The sequence below is a fragment of the Serratia sp. AXJ-M genome (assembly GCF_046531865.1).
Classification (GTDB): Bacteria; Pseudomonadota; Gammaproteobacteria; order Enterobacterales; family Enterobacteriaceae; genus Serratia; species Serratia liquefaciens.
Genome location: NZ_CP059394.1, coordinates 2785490 through 2805566 on the forward strand (window position 1 = coordinate 2785490; position 20077 = coordinate 2805566).

The 20077-nt window shown below is 56.5% G+C and carries 16 protein-coding genes; 9 read left to right on the plus strand and 7 right to left on the minus strand.

What is annotated here, in order from left to right; translation table 11 throughout:
* The first annotated feature begins 479 nt into the window (after nucleotides 1-479).
* Nucleotides 480-1667, plus strand: a complete 1188-nt coding sequence (locus tag H0S68_RS13020) for a CMD domain-containing protein (protein ID WP_410528753.1) — start codon at nucleotides 480-482, stop codon at nucleotides 1665-1667.
* Between the two features lie 3 nt (nucleotides 1668-1670).
* On the opposite strand, the gene H0S68_RS13025 is transcribed toward H0S68_RS13020, so the two are convergent.
* Nucleotides 1671-2567: a LysR family transcriptional regulator gene (locus tag H0S68_RS13025; protein ID WP_020827110.1), complete on the minus strand. Its 897-nt coding sequence runs from the start codon at nucleotides 2565-2567 to the stop codon at nucleotides 1671-1673.
* An 81-nt stretch (nucleotides 2568-2648) separates the two neighbouring features.
* Nucleotides 2649-3797 carry a serine-type D-Ala-D-Ala carboxypeptidase DacD gene (gene dacD / locus H0S68_RS13030; RefSeq protein WP_410529463.1) on the minus strand — a complete coding sequence of 383 codons (1149 nt, stop codon included), beginning with the start codon at nucleotides 3795-3797 and terminating at the stop codon, nucleotides 2649-2651.
* Between the two features lie 301 nt (nucleotides 3798-4098).
* Here dacD and H0S68_RS13035 point away from each other — a divergent pair, with 301 nt between their 5' ends.
* Nucleotides 4099-6405 (plus strand): FdhF/YdeP family oxidoreductase, encoded by a 2307-nt coding sequence (locus H0S68_RS13035; RefSeq protein WP_129940683.1) that lies wholly within the window; start codon nucleotides 4099-4101, stop codon nucleotides 6403-6405.
* 15 nt (nucleotides 6406-6420) lie between these two features.
* Here H0S68_RS13035 and H0S68_RS13040 read toward each other — a convergent pair whose 3' ends face one another.
* On the minus strand, nucleotides 6421-7275 hold the full coding sequence (locus H0S68_RS13040; protein WP_122079488.1) for a LysR family transcriptional regulator: 855 nt from the start codon (nucleotides 7273-7275) through the stop codon (nucleotides 6421-6423).
* A 99-nt stretch (nucleotides 7276-7374) separates the two neighbouring features.
* Between H0S68_RS13040 and gloA the strand changes: the two genes are divergently transcribed.
* The 3 genes from gloA (at nucleotide 7375) to H0S68_RS13055 (ending at nucleotide 12308) form a co-directional block, all read left to right on the plus strand.
* Nucleotides 7375-7902: a lactoylglutathione lyase gene (gene gloA, locus H0S68_RS13045; RefSeq protein ID WP_129940685.1), complete on the plus strand. Its 528-nt coding sequence runs from the start codon at nucleotides 7375-7377 to the stop codon at nucleotides 7900-7902.
* A gap of 185 nt (nucleotides 7903-8087) precedes the next feature.
* The gene (locus H0S68_RS13050) at nucleotides 8088-10022 is read left to right on the plus strand and encodes an exoribonuclease II (RefSeq protein ID WP_410528754.1); all 1935 of its coding nucleotides are present in this window, start codon (nucleotides 8088-8090) and stop codon (nucleotides 10020-10022) included.
* 228 nt (nucleotides 10023-10250) lie between these two features.
* On the plus strand, nucleotides 10251-12308 hold the full coding sequence (locus H0S68_RS13055; RefSeq protein ID WP_116690360.1) for a carbon starvation CstA family protein: 2058 nt from the start codon (nucleotides 10251-10253) through the stop codon (nucleotides 12306-12308).
* Between the two features lie 200 nt (nucleotides 12309-12508).
* Here H0S68_RS13055 and fsa read toward each other — a convergent pair whose 3' ends face one another.
* Nucleotides 12509-13174 (minus strand): fructose-6-phosphate aldolase, encoded by a 666-nt coding sequence (fsa, locus tag H0S68_RS13060; RefSeq protein WP_048758681.1) that lies wholly within the window; start codon nucleotides 13172-13174, stop codon nucleotides 12509-12511.
* Between the two features lie 147 nt (nucleotides 13175-13321).
* On the opposite strand from fsa, the gene H0S68_RS13065 reads away from it, so the two are divergent.
* Genes H0S68_RS13065 through H0S68_RS13075 form a run of 3 tightly spaced genes read left to right on the plus strand, consistent with a single transcriptional unit; the run spans nucleotide 13322 to nucleotide 17453 of the window.
* Nucleotides 13322-14221, plus strand: coding sequence for a glycyl-radical enzyme activating protein (locus H0S68_RS13065; protein WP_142815121.1), 900 nt, complete (start codon nucleotides 13322-13324; stop codon nucleotides 14219-14221).
* A gap of 4 nt (nucleotides 14222-14225) precedes the next feature.
* The gene (locus H0S68_RS13070) at nucleotides 14226-16658 is read left to right on the plus strand and encodes a formate C-acetyltransferase/glycerol dehydratase family glycyl radical enzyme (protein ID WP_410528755.1); all 2433 of its coding nucleotides are present in this window, start codon (nucleotides 14226-14228) and stop codon (nucleotides 16656-16658) included.
* Between the two features lie 48 nt (nucleotides 16659-16706).
* Nucleotides 16707-17453, plus strand: coding sequence for a DNA-binding transcriptional regulator YciT (locus tag H0S68_RS13075; RefSeq protein ID WP_115058708.1), 747 nt, complete (start codon nucleotides 16707-16709; stop codon nucleotides 17451-17453).
* 50 nt (nucleotides 17454-17503) lie between these two features.
* On the opposite strand, the gene araD is transcribed toward H0S68_RS13075, so the two are convergent.
* Nucleotides 17504-18199, minus strand: a complete 696-nt coding sequence (araD, locus tag H0S68_RS13080) for an L-ribulose-5-phosphate 4-epimerase (protein WP_174574317.1) — start codon at nucleotides 18197-18199, stop codon at nucleotides 17504-17506.
* Nucleotides 18200-18551: 352 nt separating this feature from the next.
* Between araD and osmB the strand changes: the two genes are divergently transcribed.
* Nucleotides 18552-18770 (plus strand): osmotically-inducible lipoprotein OsmB, encoded by a 219-nt coding sequence (gene osmB / locus H0S68_RS13085; protein ID WP_004945176.1) that lies wholly within the window; start codon nucleotides 18552-18554, stop codon nucleotides 18768-18770.
* Between the two features lie 207 nt (nucleotides 18771-18977).
* Here osmB and yciH read toward each other — a convergent pair whose 3' ends face one another.
* Together yciH and pyrF are read right to left on the minus strand one after the other, a co-directional pair.
* Complete coding sequence (yciH, locus tag H0S68_RS13090) at nucleotides 18978-19304, minus strand: stress response translation initiation inhibitor YciH (RefSeq protein WP_020827122.1); 327 nt, start codon at nucleotides 19302-19304, stop codon at nucleotides 18978-18980.
* Nucleotides 19305-19314: 10 nt separating this feature from the next.
* Nucleotides 19315-20043 carry an orotidine-5'-phosphate decarboxylase gene (gene pyrF / locus H0S68_RS13095; RefSeq protein WP_187961439.1) on the minus strand — a complete coding sequence of 243 codons (729 nt, stop codon included), beginning with the start codon at nucleotides 20041-20043 and terminating at the stop codon, nucleotides 19315-19317.
* Between the last annotated feature and the right edge of the window lie 34 nt (nucleotides 20044-20077).

The window sequence follows — 20077 nt, forward strand, 5'->3', positions numbered from 1 at the left end:
TGATTATGCCATTGGTCGCAGCTTGCAGCGCCCCTACAGAAAAACAACAGAGCACTTCGTCAACGGTCTCAACCCGCCTTAAAGCGGGTTTTTTATCGCCCCGATTCAGTGAGCGCTTAGCCAAAAACCGCAAATACAAATTACAATCTTGCTATATATCATTATATTTTATTCCATTCAGTTATTGATTAGTCCTTAACATTATTTTATCTCGCCAATCGAATCGGTGAGGATATCCCCTACGTTGAGCTTATTAAACGACAGGATATCGCACTGATGAACAGCCATCGCAATCGCCGACTCTCGCAGTTTCTACTCGCTTTAGCCGCAGGTTTCTCTGTTTATGGTCACGCGCTGTGTTGTGATGACCAAGGCTGATCCTGTCATTCCGTGTCCCTCTGCGGGCATGTTGCCATTTTGTCTTGCCGCCGTTGCCTGCTGCACCGGTGGCTGTTGCTCATGATTAAGGATCATCCCCTATGGAACTACTACGTCGACAACATAATGCCCAGTGGTATCACGAAACCCAAAGCAGCGTGCGCGGTGAGCAGCCGTTGGAGCCGCAGGCGGCCGGCATCCGCGATCGATTTTTGCTGGGGCTGGGCGCTTTTGCCGACGAAGCGCTGAACACCGCGCTGACTGCACGCGCCGGGGTATTTAACGCCTCCCTGGCCGGATATCACGTGCTGTTTCCCGATCGGGTCGAACTGTCACGCTCAGTGACATTGTCACCTTATGACCGCCTCAGTACCGCATTAACCGTGGCACAGGTGACCGGCGTTCAGTCTCTTTGTAGCCACTACGCCGCCCGCCTCGCCCCCCTGTACAGCCCCGACGCCTCACGTGAAAGTAATATCCGCCTTGCCCAAATCACTCAGTATGCCCGCCAGCTCGCCAGTCAACCGACGTTGATTTGCAGCAAGGCGTTGCAGCAGCTGAGCGACGTCGGGTTAAGCCCGGCGGATATCGTGACCTTTTCGCAGATTATCGGTTTTGTTAGCTACCAGGCACGCGTGGTCGCCGGCGTGGCTGCCTTGGCCGGGCGGCCAACGGGAGTGGTGCCCGGTTTCCCGAACATCGCTGACGCCGAAGGCATTGTGTTCACCGAGGAAGAACTGGCATGGCAAGCGCGTCTTCCCGTGGTGGTGCCGGAAGAGGCCCGTGCCGAACAGCTCGACGTGCTGGATCAAAGCCATCCCGACGCTCGCAGCGAATCCTATTATCTGTTGCTGGCCCACGATGCGCCCGCGCTGCGTGAACGTAATGGCGTGTTCAACAGTATCAATGCCGACGGTTATGGCCTGTCGGCGCGGCTCAAAGCGCTGGCGACGCTGGCAGTTTCCCGTATTAACGGCAGCCGCTACTGCGCAGCGACCGTCGCACAGGATATTCAACAAGAAGAACTGGTCGGCGCCCTGTTCAATAGCATTGAGCAGGGGCTGGAGAGTACCAATGACCCGGTTAACCAGGCTGTGATCCGCGTAGCAACCGACCTGACCCGCACGCCTGAAAAGTTCACGCCGCGCAGCGTGCAGCCGCTGTTTAACAGTGGGTTGAATCAGGCGCAGGCGCTGGACGTGATCCTCACCGGCGCGCTGTATGCCTGGGAGAACCGCCTGCGTCAAACGCTCGGCGACACCCAACATCTCAGTGAAAACCTGGCGTAATCGCTAGCGCAGCAACCAACCTCGTGCGGCATCAAAGAAATGCTGCGCCAACGGCGATGCGCGTCCCGGCTCGGCGACCACGACCGCAGCATGACGTGACATCGCCGCGATCGCTATCGGTCGGTGTTGCAACTCCGGCATCATTGCCGGTAACAGGTTGCCATGCGGGAAAAGCCCACAGCCCAGACCGACGAAAATGCCCTGCAACAGTTGGAATATTGAGGTGGTTTCCATTCGAACGTGCAGCGTCAGTCCGGCTTCACGGAAGTTTTGATCAAGATAACGGCGGAAGTAACGCGTCGGCTCAGCCAGGCACAGTGGCAGCGTGGCTACATCCTCCAGCGTCAGGGGGGTATCTCCTACCAACTCAGGAAAATGCTGCGGGTGGAAAACCAGCTCGACCCCTGCGTCCGCCAATGGCTGGGACTGAAAGTGCAGCTCTTGCAGCGTGGAAAGCTCGAAGAAACCGATGCCGACATCTACGGTATGTGCCGTCAACGCCTCCAGCAACTGATCGGCACTCAGCACCGCTACCCGATAATCCAGCTGAGGGTAACGCTCACTGACGTCCTTTAACATTTGCGCCAGCGAGATGCTGCATTGCGGTACCACTCCGATGCGCAACGTGCCGTTAAGCCCGTGTTTAAGCGACTCGACCTCTAGCTTCAGCCCCTGATAAACCGACACGATCTCACGCGCCCACGACAGCACCCGCTCGCCTTCGGCAGTAAAACCTTCGAAGTTGTTACCGCGGTTGATTAAGGATACGCCCAGCTCTTTTTCCAAATTTTTCAGCCGCATAGACAATGTCGGCTGACTGACAAAGCTGGCCTCTGCCGCACGGCCGAAGTGGCGCTCGCGTTCGAGATTACACAGGTAGATCAGTTGCTTAATATCCATAAAACGGCTCAATAAGTCATGACTGACCTGAGTATACCATCGCTGTAGGGTTTCGGGCGCAGCTGGCTACGCCCGGAGGGGTCAAATCTTCAGTTTTACGTAGTCCATCAATCGTGAGAACGCGCCGCCTTGCTGGACCGGTTGCAATGCCACCAGCGGCAAGGTTTTGAGCAGCTTGCCGTTATCGCTGATACGGATTTCGCCAATCGTCTGCCCTTGGGTCAACGGGGCATCCAGGCGCGGAACGCTGACCACATACTGCGCCTTCAGTTTGTCGGCTTCACTTTTCGGCAGGCTGAGATATTCCTCTTTTGCACTGCCCACCGCGACCTCATGACGGTCGCCATACCACACTTTTTCCTGCCCCAGATTTTGCCCGGCGCTGAACAGATGCACGGTGGTGAAATCACGCAGGCCCCAGGTCAGCAATTTGCGCGCCTGCTCTTCACGCCCTTTCGAACTTTTACCGCCCATCACCACCGCAATCAGCCGCCGGTCTCCTTCAGTGGCCGAGGCAATAATGTTAAAGCCGGCCGAGGCGGTATGCCCGGTTTTCAACCCGTCGACGTGCAGGTTTTTATCCCACAGCAGCCCATTGCGATTTTGCTGGGTGATGCCGTTCCAGGTCAGCGATTTCTCGCTGTACATGTGATACTCCGCCGGTTCGCTCATGATGATAGCGCGTGAAATCACCGCCAAATCGCCCGCCGTAGTGAATTGCCCCGGCGCATCCAGCCCATGCACGGTTTCGAAATGGGTATTCTGCAGGCCAAGCTGGGCACTCTTTTCATTCATCAACTTAACGAATGCCGCCTGGCTACCTGCCACATAATCCGCCATCGCGACACAGGCATCGTTGCCCGAATCAATGATGATACCGCGGCTGAGATCGCGAACCGTGACCCTGTCACCTGGCTTTAAGAACATCAATGATGATCCCTTAAACACCGGGTTGCCCTGAGCCCAGGCGTCATTGCCCACCGTCACCACGTCATCCAGGCCAATTTTGTGCTGATCGAGCGCGTGATCAATCACCAATCCGGTCATCAGCTTGGTCAGGCTGGCTGGGTTGCGGCGCTGATCTGCGTTTGCCTGCGCCAACACCTGTCCAGTGGTGTAATCCATCAATACGTAAGAGGCGGCGTCTATCGCCGGCGGTGTGTTTTGCGCAATACTGAAGGGAATATCTGCTGCCTGTACCGCCAGCGGCACTAACATGCCGGCGATCATCACCCATACTGAACGCTTCAATCACTGTTCCTCAGGCCCTGCGGGCTAAATAAAATGCCAATATAATCCGTGATATAGACTGCATTAATTATCGGGAAAGCGGAATCGTTACTCTTTTTCAGCAGATGTCATAATGCAACGATTTGTTTGCCCGGTACCGCTACGCGATAAATCTGCTCTATGCCGCCATTGTCCCATTCGATTAGACGCTCACACCGCCCCAACCTAAACTTGTGACATAAACACTGAAAGCGCTTAAAAAAGCGTTCACTTATTAGCTACATCACCTGCGAAGAACAATATGAAATTTAAACCGTCAATAAAGCCGTATACCGGCGCGGCGGGCGGCTGGGGTTCACTCGAAGCCACTACCCGCTATGTGCTCGACAGTAAACAGACGCTGCAAAACCTGCGTAACCTGATGCGCGTGAATAAGGCTCGCGGCTTCGACTGCCCAGGTTGTGCCTGGGGCGACGACAACCACAGCACCTTCAGTTTCTGCGAAAACGGCGCCAAAGCGGTCAGTTGGGAAGCCACGCGTAACGCGGTCGAGCCGGAGTTTTTCGCGGCTCACAGCGTCAGCACCCTGCTGCAGCAAAGTGATTATTTCCTGGAATACCAGGGCCGTCTCACCCACCCCATGCGCTATAACGCCGAAACAGACCACTACCAGCCGATCAGTTGGCCGGACGCACTGGCGTTAATCGCCCAGCATATTAACCAGATGGATAACCCGAACCAGATCGAGTTGTATACTTCGGGCCGCGCCAGCAATGAAGCTTCTTATCTGTATCAATTGTTTGGTCGTATGCTCGGCACCAGCAATTTCCCTGACTGCTCCAATATGTGCCACGAAGCCAGCGGCGTGGGCCTCAAACAAAGTATCGGCGTAGGGAAAGGCACCATTCGCATGGACGACTTTGAAAAAGCCGATGCCATCTTCGTGTTTGGCCAGAATCCTGGCACCAACCACCCGCGCATGCTGCATAGCCTGAAAAATGCCGCCAACCGCGGTGCGCGCATCGTCAGTTTTAACACCCTGCGCGAACGTGGCCTCGAGCGTTTTGCCGATCCGCAAAGCCCGATTCAAATGCTGACGCCCAAGTCGTCGCCGATCAGTTCATCCTATTACCAACCCAACCTCGGCGGGGATATGGCAGCCGTGCGCGGCATGGTGAAAGCGCTGCTGGAAAGTCATCGTGAGCGCCTGGCGGCCGGTGAACCCGGCCTGTTCGATCAGGCATTCATCAGTCAACACAGCGTCGGCGTCGAGGCGTATCTGGCGCAGGTCGATGCTACGACCTGGCAACAAATCACCCAGCAGTCCGGCCTCAGCGAGGAACAATTGCGTCAGGCGGCGGCGATTTATCAGGGTGCCGAACGCGTGATCTGCACCTGGGCGATGGGCGTCACCCAGCATAAGCATTCTGTGCCAACGGTACGTGAGATCACCAACCTGCAGCTGCTGTTCGGTCAGTTGGGTAAACCGGGCGCCGGCCTGTGTCCGGTACGTGGCCACAGCAACGTGCAAGGCAACCGCACCATGGGCATTGATGAGAAGTCCCCCAAGGCACTGCTCGACAGCCTGGAGCAGCACTTTAACTTCTCGCCGCGACGCGAGCCGGGCCATAACACCGTAGAGGCCATTGAGGCGATGCTGCGCGGTGAGGTTAAGGTCTTGCTGGCGTTGGGCGGCAATCTGGCCGCGGCTGCGCCGGACACCGAACGCACTGCCCGTGCCCTGCGCTGTTGTGATCTGACTGTGCATATCAGCACCAAGCTCAACCGCAGTCATCTGGTCACCGGCAAAGACGCGCTGATCCTGCCGACCCTGGGCCGTACCGAACAGGATATGCAGGCCAGCGGCCCACAGTACATTACGGTTGAAGACTCTTTCAGCATGGTGCACGCGTCGGAAGGCGTCGGTAAACCACTTGCGGAGACCCAGCGTTCAGAAACCGCCATCGTATGCGGCATCGCCGATGCGGTGTTGGGCAACCAGCAGCTCGACTGGCTGGAGCTGGCAGACGATTATTCGTTGATCCGCGACCATATCGCCGCCACCATTCCCGGTTTCGAAGATTTCAACCGGCGCTGCGACCAGCCCGGTGGTTTCTACCTGGGTAATGCCGCCGCAGAACTGCGCTTTGACACCCCAAGCGGCAAGGCCGAGTTTAGCGCTGCGCCTCTGCCAACCAGCCTGTTCCCGCAGTTGGATGGCCGACAGGCGCCCTTCACGCTGCAAACACTGCGTTCGCACGATCAGTACAACACCACTATCTACGGACTGGATGACCGTTACCGCGGCGTCTACGGCCAACGAGAGGTGCTGTTTATACACCCTGAAGATCTGGCGGCGTTGGATATGCAAGACGGTGAGCTGGTAGAGATTGAAACACTGTGGAATGACGGCATTACACGTAAGGTCAGTGGCTTCAAACTGGTAAGCTACGATATCCCACGCGGTAATCTGGCGGCTTACTATCCAGAGACTAACCCGTTGGTTCCGCTTGCCAGCTTTGGTGACGGCACCGGCACGCCAACGTCGAAGTCGATACCGGTGGAGATCCGCCGTTGTGTGGCGCAACCGACGCTGCGTATTGCCTGAATGGATGCGCCCGGTTCACGCCGGGTGCATTAACAGATCGAGCGCCGTCTGCAACTCGTCAGAGAGCTGATGGCGGCGCCACACGAAGTACAAATTGCTGACCCCTTCCGCCCCCATTTCCACCACTTTTAACGCCTGCTCAGGCAGGATCATCGGCAGCAAAGACCCCGGAACACAGGCGACGCCACAACCCGCTTTTACGCAGGCTGCCATCGCCGTGTACGACTCCATCTCCAGCGTCATCCGCGGCTTTAGCTGGCGTGAGGCCAACCAGCGATCGATTTTCAGGCGGAAAGAACACTCGCGGCTGAAAGTATAAAACTCTAACTGTGCCAGGGTTGCGGCGTCCAGCTGCGGCACCGAGGCCGGCATCAACAGCACCAGGCGCTCATCAAACGCCGCGCGACTGGCCAGCAGCGGGTGCTCTATCGGCCCGTCGGTCAACGCCAGATCGATCTCGCTGTCAATCAGCATCCGTTCCAGCACCAGCGAGTCTCGACTCAGCACGTTGACCTGCATGTGGGGCTGGCTGCGGCGCAAGTGAGCGATGCGTGACGGCAGGTGACTGATCAGAGAAAAATCCAGCGCCCCCAGATTCAGCAGGCCCTGCGGTTGACGACCGGCGAACAATTGTTGGCTGCGGTCTGCCAGCGTCAGGATGTCGACGGCCTGTTGATAGAACTGTCGGCCTTTCGGCGTGACATAGAGCCGGTTTTTATCGCGAAAAAACAACTCGCCGCCAAGTGAGTCTTCTAACTCTTTGATGCGCAACGTGACGTTGGAGGGGACACAGTGCAATTCCCGCGCGGCGGCGGCAATGGTTTTATACTCCACCACGGCGCAGAAAAATCTAAGCTGACTCAGCTTCATGATTCATTCACTTTTAGTTAGTGTTTTGGTTAGAAACAATCACTTTAGATTAGCATTTATTTGCCCTAGAGTCGTATCGACAACCTAAGAGGGATCCCTATGCCACTGAATGATTTACTGACCCTGCCGGGCGTAACCGCGCAGCCGGAAACCGTCACCGACGGCTATGTGTTCAATCACACCATGATCCGCGTGAAGGACTTAACCCAAGCGCTGGACTTTTATACCCGCGTGCTGGGCTTTACCCCGGTGTATCTGGAAACCTTCAATGAAGCCGCGTTCACCATTTGCTACCTGACCCGCAGCCCGCGCGACCAGATCCCACAGGATGACGATGCCCGTAAACGCTGGGTCCTGAGTCAACCGGGTATTTTGGAGCTCACCCATAACCACGGCACCGAGCAGCAGGCTGATTTTCATTACCACAACGGCAACAGTGAGCCGCGTGGCTTTGGCCACCTCTGTGTGACGGTGCCTGACGTGCACGCTGCCTGCGAGCGTTTTGAGCGCCTTGGCGTGAACTTCCAGAAACGTCTGCATGAAGGTCGCATGAATTACGTGGCCTTTATCAAGGATCCCGACGACTACTGGATTGAAATCCTGCAGCCTACGCCGCTACAGAACTGATTTACCCCCCGTTTCCCCCCGGCGTTTCGAGCCGGGGTTTTCTTCCCGCCTTTTGAACGCCCAATATTCCATAAAATCGCGCCCCAACGCGGGAAAACCGTGACGTTTGGCTTGCCCGCAGCGGGTGATTCGCGTAAAACTGTCAGCCGCAAATCTTGCCACTCACAACCCATTCACTGGACGATATGTTTCAAGATAACCCGCTGCTGGCGCAGCTTAAACAGCAACTTCACTCTCAGACCCCGCGCGTTGAAGGCGTAGTAAAAGGGACTGAGAAAGGCTTTGGCTTTCTTGAGGTCGACGGTCAAAAAAGCTATTTCATTCCGCCACCGTACATGAAGAAAGTCATGCACGGGGACCGAGTGACCGCAACCCTGCATACCGAGAAAGAACGTGAAATCGCCGAGCCGGAAAGCCTGATCGAGCCCTTCCTGTCGCGCTTTGTCGGCCGTGTGCAAAAGCGTGATGACCGTCTGTCCATCGTACCCGATCATCCGTTGCTGAAAGATGCGATCCCTTGCCGTCCGGTGCGTGAACTGAAGCATAACCTCCAGGCCGGTGACTGGGCGGTAGCGGAAATGTGCCGCCACCCGCTGAAAGGCGATCGCGGCTTCAACGCCGATCTGACCCAATTTATTACTGACGGTGAAGATCACCTTGCGCCGTGGTGGGTCACGCTGGCCCGTCACAGCCTGGAAAAAGAAGCGCCGGAGATGATCGCTATCGATGAGCCGGATGCTTCCGTGCCGCGTGAAGATCTGACCGCTCTGAATTTTGTCACCATCGACAGCGCCAGCACCGAAGATATGGACGATGCGCTGTTTGTGCAGGACAACGGCGACGGCTCGCTACAATTGACCATCGCCATTGCCGATCCGACCGCCTACGTCGCGCAAGGCAGCGCGCTGGATGAAATCGCCCGCAAGCGCGCCTTTACCAACTACCTGCCAGGTTTCAACATCCCTATGTTGCCGCGCGATCTGTCAGACAACCTGTGTTCACTGCGTCCGAACCAACGCCGTCCGGTGCTGGCTTGCCGCGTGACCATCGGTGCAGACGGCGCATTGGGTGACGATATTCGCTTCTTCGGCGCCGAGATCGAATCAAAAGCCAAACTGGTTTATGACGAAGTCTCCGACTGGCTGGAAGGCATTACCGGCTGGCAGCCGCCGAGCGATGAAATCGCACAGCAAATCACCCTGCTCAAGCGCGTGTGCGATGCACGTAACGCCTGGCGCCACCAGCATGCTCTGGTATTCAAAGATCGCCCAGACTACCGCTTTGTGCTGGGTGAAAAAGGCGAAGTGCTGGAGATCATCACCGAACAACGTCGCACCGCCAACCGCATCGTCGAAGAGTGCATGATTGCTTCCAACGTCTGCGCCGCCATTGTGCTGCGCGACCGTCTGGGCTTTGGCATTTACAACGTGCACACCGGTTTCGATCCACTGCTGGTTGAGCAAGCCGTAACCGTGCTGCAAGCCAACGGCGTTGAAGCCGAAGCCGAGAAGCTGCTGACGCTGGAAGGTTTCTGCGAACTGCGTCGTCACCTGGATTCGCAACCGACCCAGTTCCTCGACAGCCGTATTCGCCGCTCTCAGACGTATGCCGAAATCAGCACTACGCCGGGGCCACATTTCGGTCTGGGCCTGGAGGCTTACGCCACCTGGACCTCTCCGATCCGGAAATACGGCGATATGGTCAACCACCGCTTGCTGAAAGCCGTTATCACCGGGCAGTCCGCAGAGAAACCGCTGGACGAAGTGACAATCCAACTGGCCGAACGTCGTCGCCTGAACCGGATGGCGGAACGTGACGTCGGCGATTGGCTCTACGCGCGCTACCTCAAGGATAAAGCAGGCACCGATGAACGCTTCAACGCGGAAATCATCGACGTAACCCGCGGCGGCCTGCGCGTTCGTCTGCTGGACAATGGCGCAGTGGCCTTTATCCCGGCGCCCTTCATTCACGCGGTACGTGATGAAATGGTATGCAGCCAGGATACCGGCACGGTGCAGATCAAAGGCGAAGTCGTTTATCGCCAGGGGGATACCCTGCAGGTCACCATCGCCGAAGTGCGTATGGAAACCCGCAGCGTGATCGCCAGACCGGCAGCTTAACCCGCAACATAAACGTTATGCCAGACAAACACCGGACGGGTCTCCCTCCGGTGTTTTTTTATTCCCAGTAACATCCTCATCACCTTGTTTTTACGCTATTACTCAACCGGCTTCACATTTCTCATCCGACCTGCTTCTCTTCGCCTGCAAAACTCCTACTTTTAATTTGTAGCCATTCTCCCTAAGAACACTTCTTTCTTTTTTCTGCACACCAAGGAGTTGTTGAACATGAAAAACGTCAAGTCCGGGATCATCTGGCTGGTGGTGGCGTTGGTCGGTGCATTCGCCTTCGCCATGCTGGCGCTAAGCCGCGGTGAACACGTCAATGCGGTTTGGCTGGTGGTAGCGGCGGTCGCCTGTTACAGCATCGCTTATCGCTTCTACAGCCTGTTTATCGCCAAAAAAGTCTTTGAGCTCGACGACCGCCGTATGACCCCGGCCGAACGTCGCAACGACGGGTTGGACTATGTCCCTACCAACAAGTGGGTGTTGTTTGGCCACCACTTTGCTGCCATCGCCGGGGCCGGGCCGCTGGTTGGCCCTATTCTGGCAGCGCAAATGGGCTTTCTGCCCGGCACTATCTGGATCCTGGTCGGGGTAATGCTGGCCGGCGCCGTGCAGGACTTCCTGATCCTGTTCATCTCTACCCGTCGTGACGGTCGTTCGCTGGGTGAAATGGCCAAGCAGGAACTGGGTGCCTTCGCCGGAGTGATCACCATGCTGGGCGCGCTGGGGGTGATGATTATCATTCTGTCCGCGCTGGCGCTGGTGGTGGTTAAAGCCCTGGCCGACAGCCCCTGGGGCTTGTTCACCATCGCTGCAACCATCCCAATCGCCCTGTTTATGGGCGTGTATATGCGTTTTATCCGGCCGGGTAAAATCGCTGAAATCTCGGTGATCGGTTTTGCGCTGATGCTGCTGGCGATCATCTACGGCGGCAACGTGGCGCAAGACCCCTACTGGGGGCCCTTCTTCACGCTGCACGGCACCACGCTGACCTGGGTGTTGGTGGTTTACGGCTTTGTCGCTTCGGTGTTGCCGGTGTGGCTGCTGTTGGCACCGCGTGACTATTTGTCCACCTTTATGAAGATTGGCGTCATTATCGGGTTGGCTGTAGGTATCGTCTTCGCCATGCCGGAAATGAAAATGCCGGCGGTATCGCGCTTTATCGACGGCAGCGGCCCGGTGTTCGCCGGCTCGCTGTTCCCGTTCCTGTTTATCACCATCGCCTGTGGTTCGATTTCCGGTTTCCATGCGCTGGTTTCCAGCGGTACCACGCCGAAACTGGTGGAGCGCGAGAGCCATATTCGCTTTATCGGTTATGGCGCCATGCTGATGGAGTCCTTCGTGGCTATCATGGCGTTGATTTGCGCGTCGGTGATCGACCCAGGCGTTTACTTCGCCATGAACTCGCCGGCGGCGCTGATCGGCACCACGGTGGAGAATGCCTCTCAGGTGATTAACAGCTGGGGCTTTATGATCACCCCGGAAACCCTGACGATGATTGCCAAAGACGTCGGGGAACATTCCATCCTGTCGCGCGCCGGCGGCGCCCCGACCTTCGCCGTGGGCATGGCACACATCATTACCGAGGTGTTTAACAGCCGCGCAATGATGGCCTTCTGGTACCACTTCGCCATTCTATTCGAGGCGCTGTTTATTCTGACCGCCGTCGATGCCGGGACCCGTGCCTGTCGCTTTATGGTGCAGGATCTGGTCGGCGTGGCGATCCCAAGGTTAGCTAACAACCGTTCTTGGTTCGGTAATCTGGCGGGAACCACCGTGGCCGTCGCCGGCTGGGGCTTCTTTGTCTATCAGGGGGTGGTCGATCCGCTCGGCGGCATCAATACGCTGTGGCCGCTGTTCGGTATCGGCAACCAGATGCTGGCCTCGATGGCCTTGATCCTCGGTACCGTGGTGCTGTTCAAAATGAAAAAACAGCGCTATGCCTGGGTGACCATTTTGCCGACCGTTTGGTTGTTTATTACCTCAATGACCGCCGGCTGGCAGAAAATATTCCACGAGAAACCGAGCATCGGCTTCCTGGCGCAGGCGAAGAAATTCTCTGCCGGTATTGAACAAGGCACGCTGATCGCACCGGCCAAGACGCTGAAGGATATGGAGACCATCGTTTTCAGTAACCAGATTAACGCCGCACTGTGCGCTTTCTTTATGCTGGTGGCGGTAACCATGCTGGTCTCCGCCTTCTTTGTGATCCGTCGCGCGCTGAATGCCAGCCAGCCCACGGCGCAGGAGTCGCCGATCGTCCTGCGTGAAAATGTATAAATTCAGTTGGTTATAATCAGGGCGCTGCGGCGCCCTCAGACTGCTGACAAACCTGCGTAAAGGCTAAACCGGTAGGGGTCGAACATGTTCGACCCGATTTAACCCATTGATTATGCTATTGGGCACAGCATGCAGCGCCCCTACCATTAAACAACAGAGCACTTTGTCAACGGGCGCCCTTTTCTTTGCTTATCCGGTTCTCAGTTCAGCAGATTAGTGCCGAACGCCCCCTGCCAATCTTGCTCGAATTTCTCTACCGCAGCCTGAACCGCCGGTGCCGCGAGGAACTGCTCAGCCACGTCGACCGGCAGAGTGATGGCCTGACAACCCGCCAGCAAGCATTCCAGCGCCTGACGCGGCGTTTTGAAACTGGCCGCCAGCACCCGGGCTCCCGGCGCGTGCAGCGTCAGCAATTGCTGCAGCTCGTGAACCATTTCAATGCCGTCACCGCCCTGCGCGTCCAGGCGATTCACGTAAGGGGCCACATACTCAGCCCCCGCCAGCGCCGCCAGCAGTCCCTGACCCGCACCATAAACCGCCGTCCCCAGCGTAGGAATCGACATTGACTTCAGTTTTTTAATCGCTGCCAGGCCTTCTGTGGTCGCCGGTACCTTAACCACCAGCCCAGGCACTCGCTGATGAAGCAACGCCGCTTCCGCCACCATGCGCTCGGCGTCGTTAGCCATCACCTGAGCAAAGAGTTTGCCGGTGCCCCCCAGCGCATCGCGCAGCGCCGGTAACACTTCCCAAATCGGTTTTCCCTCTTTGGCAACAATGCTCGGATTGGTTGTCACACCGTGCAGAGGCAGGATGCGCGCCAGTCGTTTTACTGCGTTCACATCGGCGGTATCGAGATAAAGCTCCATTACGGACTCCTGAATCTTTTGTGGACGAATTCAAACTCTCATCATAGTAGGAACATGCAACGCATTTATATTTGATCGAAATCAAATCAACTTTCATTCGAAACAACTTTAATGACAAAAGAAAAGCAACCGAATGACAGGTGACTCGTGATCTTCAATCTGCAGCGCTATTCCACCCATGATGGTCCAGGCATCCGCAGCGTAGTGTTCCTGAAGGGCTGCTCGTTGGGCTGTCTCTGGTGTCAGAATCCGGAAAGCCGCTCGCGAAAAGCGGATTTGCTGTTCGATCCGCGTTTATGCCTCAGCGGCTGTACCCTGTGCGCCGAAGGCCATCCTCAGGCGATTCAACGAATAGACGACAACCTGCTGATCCAGCGCGAGTTACTCAGCCACGAAGAGTATGCCGCATTAGCCGCCCGTTGCCCAACCGACGCACTCAGCCTGTGCGGCAGCGCAGTAAATATCGACGATATCATGACCGAGGTGCTGCGCGATCGGCCTTTTTATCTGCGCACCGGTGGCGGCCTGACACTCTCCGGCGGTGAACCCTTCATGCAGCCTGCCATGGCGGCAGAACTGCTGAAGCGCGGCCGTGAGGCCGGCATTCATACCGCGGTGGAATCTTGCCTGCATACGCCCTGGTCGCACATAGCACCTTCGCTGCCTTGGCTCGATCTGATGCTGGCGGATTTGAAACACGTCGATGAAAAACGTTTCAAGCAGTGGACCGGCGGCTCCGCCAAACGGGTAATGGAAAACTTCCGCCGCCTGGCCGCGCACGGTACCCGAACGACCGTGCGCGTCCCGCTGATCCCCGACTTTAACGCCGATCGCCGCTCAATTCGCGCGATTGTCGATTTCGCCGCCGATGAGGCCGGCGTTACAGAGATTCATTTCTTGCCGTACCACACGTTGGGTATCAACAAATATAACCTGCTCGGCGAGCCTTATCACGCGGCCCGCACCCCACTAGATGCCCCTGAACTGCTGGCCTATGCCGAACAGTACGCCGAGGCCAAAGGGCTGACTGCCATTTTGCGAGGATAACACCATGACTAAGCTGGATCTGACCACCCTGTCCGAACGCACCCAGGCTCACAAGAACGCGCTGATCCATATCGTCAAACCGCCGGTTTGCACCGAACGCGCCCAGCACTACACCGAAGCCTATCAGCAGCATCAGGACAAACCCTTGCCGGTTCGTCGGGCATTGGCATTGGCTAACCATTTGGCTAAGCGAACTTTGCGAATCGATAACGACGAGTTGATTATCGGCAACCAGGCCAGCGAATTACGCGCTGCGCCGATTTTCCCCGAATATACCGTCAGTTGGATCGAAGACGAGATTGACCAACTGGCCGACCGTCCGGGCGCCGGTTTCTCAGTCAGCGAAGAGAACAAGGCCATTTTGCATCGGCTATGCCCGTGGTGGCGCGGCCAGACGGTGCAAGATCGCTGCTACGGCATGTTTACCGACGAACAAAAGGCCCTGCTGGCCACCGGTATCATCAAGGCTGAAGGCAATATGACCTCAGGGGATGCCCATCTCGCGGTGAATTTCCCACTACTGTTGGAAAAAGGCCTCGACGGGCTGCGCGAGAAGGTCGATGAACGTCGCAGTCGTATCCGGCTTACCGACTGGGAAGAGTTGCATCAGGAGCAATTCCTGAAGGCAATCGATCTGACCCTGGAAGCGCTGAGCGCGCATATCTTGCGCTTTGCCCAGTTGGCGCGCGACATGGCGCAGACGGAAAACCGTTTGTGGCGGCGTGAAGAGCTGCTGGCCATAGCGGAAAACTGTGAGCTGATTGCCCATCGGCCACCGCAGACCTTCTGGCAGGCCCTGCAACTGTGCTACTTCATTCAACTGACGCTACAGATTGAATCCAACGGCCATTCGGTGTCCTTTGGCCGCCTCGACCAATATCTCTACCCCTGGTACCGTCGTGACGTAGAGTTGGAACAGACGTTGTCACGCGAGCGTGCGATTGAAATGCTGCACAGTTGTTGGTTGAAGCTGTTGGAGATCAACAAGATCCGTTCCGGCTCACATTCCAAGGCCTCGGCAGGCAGCCCGCTGTATCAGAACGTCACTATTGGCGGACAGCAACTGATCAACGGCAAACCTTGCGATGCGGTTAACCCCTTGTCCTATGCCATTCTGGAGTCCTGCGGGCGCTTACGCTCCACCCAGCCTAATCTCAGCGTGCGTTACCATGCAGGAATGAGTAACGACTTCCTCGACGCCTGCGTGCAGGTGATCCGCTGTGGGTTCGGCATGCCGGCCTTCAACAACGATGAAATCGTTATCCCTGAGTTTATCAAACTGGGCGTGGAGCCGCAGGATGCCTATGACTACGCGGCGATCGGCTGTATCGAAACCGCCGTGGGCGGGAAATGGGGTTACCGCTGCACCGGCATGAGCTTTATCAACTTCGCTCGTGTCATGCTGGCGGCACTGGAACAAGGGCGCGATGCGACCTCCGGCAAAGTTTTCCTGCCACAAGCAGGGGCGCTCTCGAAGGAAAACTTCGCCGACTTTGAGCAGGTGCTGGGTGCCTGGGACAACCAGATCCGCTATTACACGCGCAAGTCGATCGAAATTGAGTGCGTGGTCGATACCGTATTAGAAGAGAACGCTCACGATATCCTCTGCTCAGCGCTGGTGGATGACTGCATCGAACGCGGCAAAAGTATCAAGCAAGGTGGCGCAAAATACGATTGGGTTTCTGGTCTGCAGGTCGGCATAGCCAACCTGGGCAACAGCCTGGCGGCGGTGCGCAAGCTGGTCTTCGAACAAGGGGTTATTGGCCAACGGCAATTGGCGGCAGCGCTGGAAAATGACTTCGACGGATTGAGCGGCGAACAGTTACGCCAGCGTCTGCTCAACGCCGCTCCAAAATACGGTAACGACGAGGATGAGGTCGATCAACTGCTGGTGCGTGCTTATCAGACTTATATCGACGAACTGAAGCAGTACCACAACACCCGCTTTGGTCGTGGCCCGATAGGCGGCACCTACTACGCTGGAACGTCGTCGATTTCAGCTAACGTGCCCTTTGGCGCGGCTACCCTGGCCACGCCAGACGGCCGTAAAGCGCATACGCCGTTGGCGGAAGGTGCCAGCCCGGCCTCCGGTACCGATCATCTGGGACCGACCGCCGTGTTCAATTCGCTGTCCAAACTGCCCACCGCGTCGATCCTCGGCGGCGTGTTGCTGAATCAGAAACTGAACCCGGCGACGTTGGAGGATCCGCGGGATCGAGAAAAACTGATGTTGATGCTGCGCACCTTCTTTGAGGACTACCAGGGTTGGCATGTGCAATACAACATCGTGTCGCGGGAAACGCTGCTGAAAGCGAAGCAACATCCTGACCAATATCGTGATTTAGTGGTCCGCGTTGCTGGATATTCCGCTTTCTTTACCGCATTATCCCCTGACGCGCAGGATGATATTATTGCGCGAACAGAACATACTATTTAAACAATAAATATTAGCGGCCGCACATTGGTGGCCGCACATCAGGTTGATATGAATTCAAGACAACAGACAATACTTCAATTGGTAAACGATCGCCGGCGTATCAGCGTCAGCGATTTGGCCGCGGCCACCGGCGTTTCAGAAGTGACGATCCGCCAGGATTTGAACCTGCTGGAGAAACGCAGCTACCTGAAACGGGTGCACGGTTCCGCGCTGGCATTAGAAAGCGACGATGTCGATGCGCGCATGATGTCCAACTTCACCCTCAAGCAAAAGCTCGCGCAGTATGCCGCCTCGCTGGTTAACGACGATGAAACCATTTTTATCGAAAGCGGCAGCGCCAACGCGCTGCTGGCGCGTTATATCGCCGAGCGCAAACGCATCACGCTGATCACCGTCAGCCACTATATCGCCCATCTGCTAAAAGAGACGGATTGCGAAGTGATCGTGCTGGGCGGCATGTACCAGAAAAAGAGCGAGACCGTGGTCGGGCCATTAACCCGCCAATGCATTCAGCAAGTGCATTTCAGCAAGGCGTTTATTGGCATCGATGGCTATCATGCGGATACTGGCTTCACCGGCCGCGATATGATGCGCGCCGACGTGGTCAACGCCGTGCTGGCGAAGGGCGTAGAAAATATTGTCCTGACCGACTCGTCAAAATTCGGTCAAATTCAGCCCAATCCGCTGGCCCAGCAGGGCAAGGTTCAGCGGGTAATCACCGATTCGCGGCTGTCGTTGGAGTATCAACACCTGTTGAAGCGCCAGGGAATACAGTTGGATATGGTGAACGACTAGCCTTCAGACGAAACAACGGGAGAGCCGCCGACAGGCGGACCTCCTGATGCTCACTGGCCGTAGTAGGCGTTTTTACCGTGCTTGCGCAGGTAATGTTTGTCCAGCAGGGTTTGCTGCATATTCGCCAGGCCCGGCGACAACTGGCGCGAAAAAATCCCCATATAGGCAATCTCTTCCAGTACCACCGCATTATGAACCGCGGCTTCTGCGTTTCCCCCCCAGGTAAAGGGGCCATGAGAATGCACCAGCACACCCGGCACCGCCGCCGGATTTAACCGGCGCTGGCCAAAGGTTTCGACAATCACTCTGCCGGTCTCCCATTCATAGCGGCCATTAATTTCCTCATCCTGCATCCGCCGGGTACAGGGAATGTCGCCGTAGAAATAGTCGGCGTGCGTTGTGCCCCAGGCCGGAATATCCAACCCGGCCTGCGCCCAAATGGTGGCATGCCGCGAATGGGTGTGCACTATGCCCCCGGCATCGCCAAATGCCAGGTACAACGCGCGGTGGGTATCGCTGTCTGAAGAGGGCTTTTTGTCCCCCTCCACCACCTTGCCGCTTTCCAGTTCCAACACCACCATATCGTCACGGGTCATCACCCCGTATTCCACCCCCGAGGGTTTGATCACCATCAATCCCTCACGCCGATCGACAGCGCTGACATTCCCCCAGGTGAAGGTCACCAGATGATGACGTGGCAGCGCCAGATTAGCCTCCAATACCTGCTGCTTGAGATCGTTAAGCATGTTTCTTTCCCGGTTAACCCTGTTGGGAATATTGTCGGCAGGCAGGCTTGGGGGCGGTATGGCGTAAATCGCTAAAGACCGCGTAGTCTTCTGCTGGAAACGGCAATTTGCGCGCTGGGGATTAAATAGCGCGCAATGGACTTTAAGATTATTTACCTGTTTATCGTTCAGCAGAAGCTTATAGTGAATATTGGCGGAGGGAGCGCTCTTGACGTTTCAATTATTCTGCCTTTAACAAAAAATGCCATTTTTTATAGCGATACTTACTGGGAGCCACTAGCAGGCCGAAATTCGGGTTCATGCCTATACTTAATAGGCACTCCCAGATAGCCAATGCTAAGGAGAAGTCATTATGATGATTATCAATAAACGTTTTGCCACCGCCGCTCTGGCGCTTACTCTGGCGTTTTCACTCAGCGCTTGTTCAAACATGTCCAAACGTGACCGTAACACCGCCATTGGTGCCGGTGCGGGGGCCGTAGGCGGCGCGGTGCTGACCGATGGTAGCGCACTGGGTACGCTCGGCGGGGCTGCGGTGGGGGGCATCATTGGTCATCAGGTAGGTAAATAACCTGTTCGGCCAGTATTCAGATACCTCTGCCGACAGGCTGGCAAAAGCGATATCGCTTTGACGTATTACGCATAATAAAGATTATTTCAGGTCTGTTTTACCTTTCATCGATGGCGGGTTACCATCAACGGGTTAACGCCCGGCAGCAGTATCCCAGCCATGCCGCAGTATTGCACCGCGGCATGGCCATTCGCTCAGGCGATTCGATTAGCCGCCCGCCAGCTTGACCTTCATCCCTTTGGCTTCCAACAGCTGTTTAAGCAGATCCCGCTTATCGCCCTGGATCTCGATCACGCCCTCTTTCACCGAACCGCCGCAGCCGCATTTTTTCTTGAGCTCTGCCGCCAGCTTGTCCAATGCGGCATCATCCAGATCAACGCCGGTGATCAGGCAAACGCCCTTTCCCTTGCGCCCGCTGGTCTGGCGCTGAATACGCACGATACCGTCGCCCTTTTCACGCGGCGGTTTGACGTCTTCCTGCTTGATACGCCCGCTATCGGTGGAATACACCAGCCGGCTGTTATCGTTGTTCATTGTCGTCTCCTTAAGCCAGAGAAGCGCGGATCGCACTTAGCGTAGCGGCCGGATCCGCGGATTGGGTGATCGGGCGCCCAATCACCATATAATCAACGCCAGCCGCTTGCGCCTGTACCGGCGTCATGATGCGTCGCTGATCGCCGGCGTCGCTGCCTTCAGGACGGATGCCCGGCGTCACCAGTTGGAATTGTTGGCCACAGGCAGCTTTGAGACGCTCGGCTTCGTGCGCTGAACAAACAACGCCATCCAACCCACAATCGCGGGTCAGACGCGCCAAGCGCTCCGCATGCTCGGCCGGAGAAAGCTCGATACCGATACCACGCAGATCTTCTGCTTCCATGCTGGTCAGCACGGTGACGGCGATCAGCAACGGGGCCTGAGCGCCATAGGGCTGCAATGCTTCTTTCGCTGCGGTCATCATGCGTGCACCACCGCTGGCATGCACGTTCACCATCCATACACCCAACTCGGCCGCAGCAGCAACGGCACGGGCGGTGGTGTTGGGAATGTCATGGAATTTCAAATCCAGGAACACGTCGAAACCACGCGAGTGTAAATCGCGCACCAGCTGCGGCCCAAACAGGGTGAACATTTCCTTGCCCACTTTTAACCGGCAGTCCTGCGGATCAATACGATCGGCAAATGCCAGTGCCGCGCCAATATCTGCGTAATCCAGCGCAACGATGATCGGAGATGATTTTAAGTCATTGTTATTGATGTTATTTTCAGACTTCATTTCTTCTACCTTCTGTAAAATGGACATAAATAGG

What these genes read in the sequence shown, in the direction of transcription:
- H0S68_RS13075 (WP_115058708.1), top strand. Translation starts at nt 16,707, where the DNA reads ATGAATTCAAGACAACAGACAATACTTCAATTGGTAAACGATCGCCGG.
- H0S68_RS13020 (WP_410528753.1), top strand. Translation starts at nt 480, where the DNA reads ATGGAACTACTACGTCGACAACATAATGCCCAGTGGTATCACGAAACC.
- H0S68_RS13070 (WP_410528755.1), top strand. Translation starts at nt 14,226, where the DNA reads ATGACTAAGCTGGATCTGACCACCCTGTCCGAACGCACCCAGGCTCAC.
- dacD (WP_410529463.1), bottom strand. Translation starts at nt 3,797, where the DNA reads ATGATCGCCGGCATGTTAGTGCCGCTGGCGGTACAGGCAGCAGATATT.
- H0S68_RS13040 (WP_122079488.1), bottom strand. Translation starts at nt 7,275, where the DNA reads ATGAAGCTGAGTCAGCTTAGATTTTTCTGCGCCGTGGTGGAGTATAAA.
- gloA (WP_129940685.1), top strand. Translation starts at nt 7,375, where the DNA reads ATGCCACTGAATGATTTACTGACCCTGCCGGGCGTAACCGCGCAGCCG.
- yciH (WP_020827122.1), bottom strand. Translation starts at nt 19,304, where the DNA reads ATGAACAACGATAACAGCCGGCTGGTGTATTCCACCGATAGCGGGCGT.
- araD (WP_174574317.1), bottom strand. Translation starts at nt 18,199, where the DNA reads ATGCTTAACGATCTCAAGCAGCAGGTATTGGAGGCTAATCTGGCGCTG.
- H0S68_RS13025 (WP_020827110.1), bottom strand. Translation starts at nt 2,567, where the DNA reads ATGGATATTAAGCAACTGATCTACCTGTGTAATCTCGAACGCGAGCGC.
- H0S68_RS13035 (WP_129940683.1), top strand. Translation starts at nt 4,099, where the DNA reads ATGAAATTTAAACCGTCAATAAAGCCGTATACCGGCGCGGCGGGCGGC.
- pyrF (WP_187961439.1), bottom strand. Translation starts at nt 20,043, where the DNA reads ATGAAGTCTGAAAATAACATCAATAACAATGACTTAAAATCATCTCCG.
- fsa (WP_048758681.1), bottom strand. Translation starts at nt 13,174, where the DNA reads ATGGAGCTTTATCTCGATACCGCCGATGTGAACGCAGTAAAACGACTG.
- H0S68_RS13050 (WP_410528754.1), top strand. Translation starts at nt 8,088, where the DNA reads ATGTTTCAAGATAACCCGCTGCTGGCGCAGCTTAAACAGCAACTTCAC.
- H0S68_RS13055 (WP_116690360.1), top strand. Translation starts at nt 10,251, where the DNA reads ATGAAAAACGTCAAGTCCGGGATCATCTGGCTGGTGGTGGCGTTGGTC.
- osmB (WP_004945176.1), top strand. Translation starts at nt 18,552, where the DNA reads ATGATGATTATCAATAAACGTTTTGCCACCGCCGCTCTGGCGCTTACT.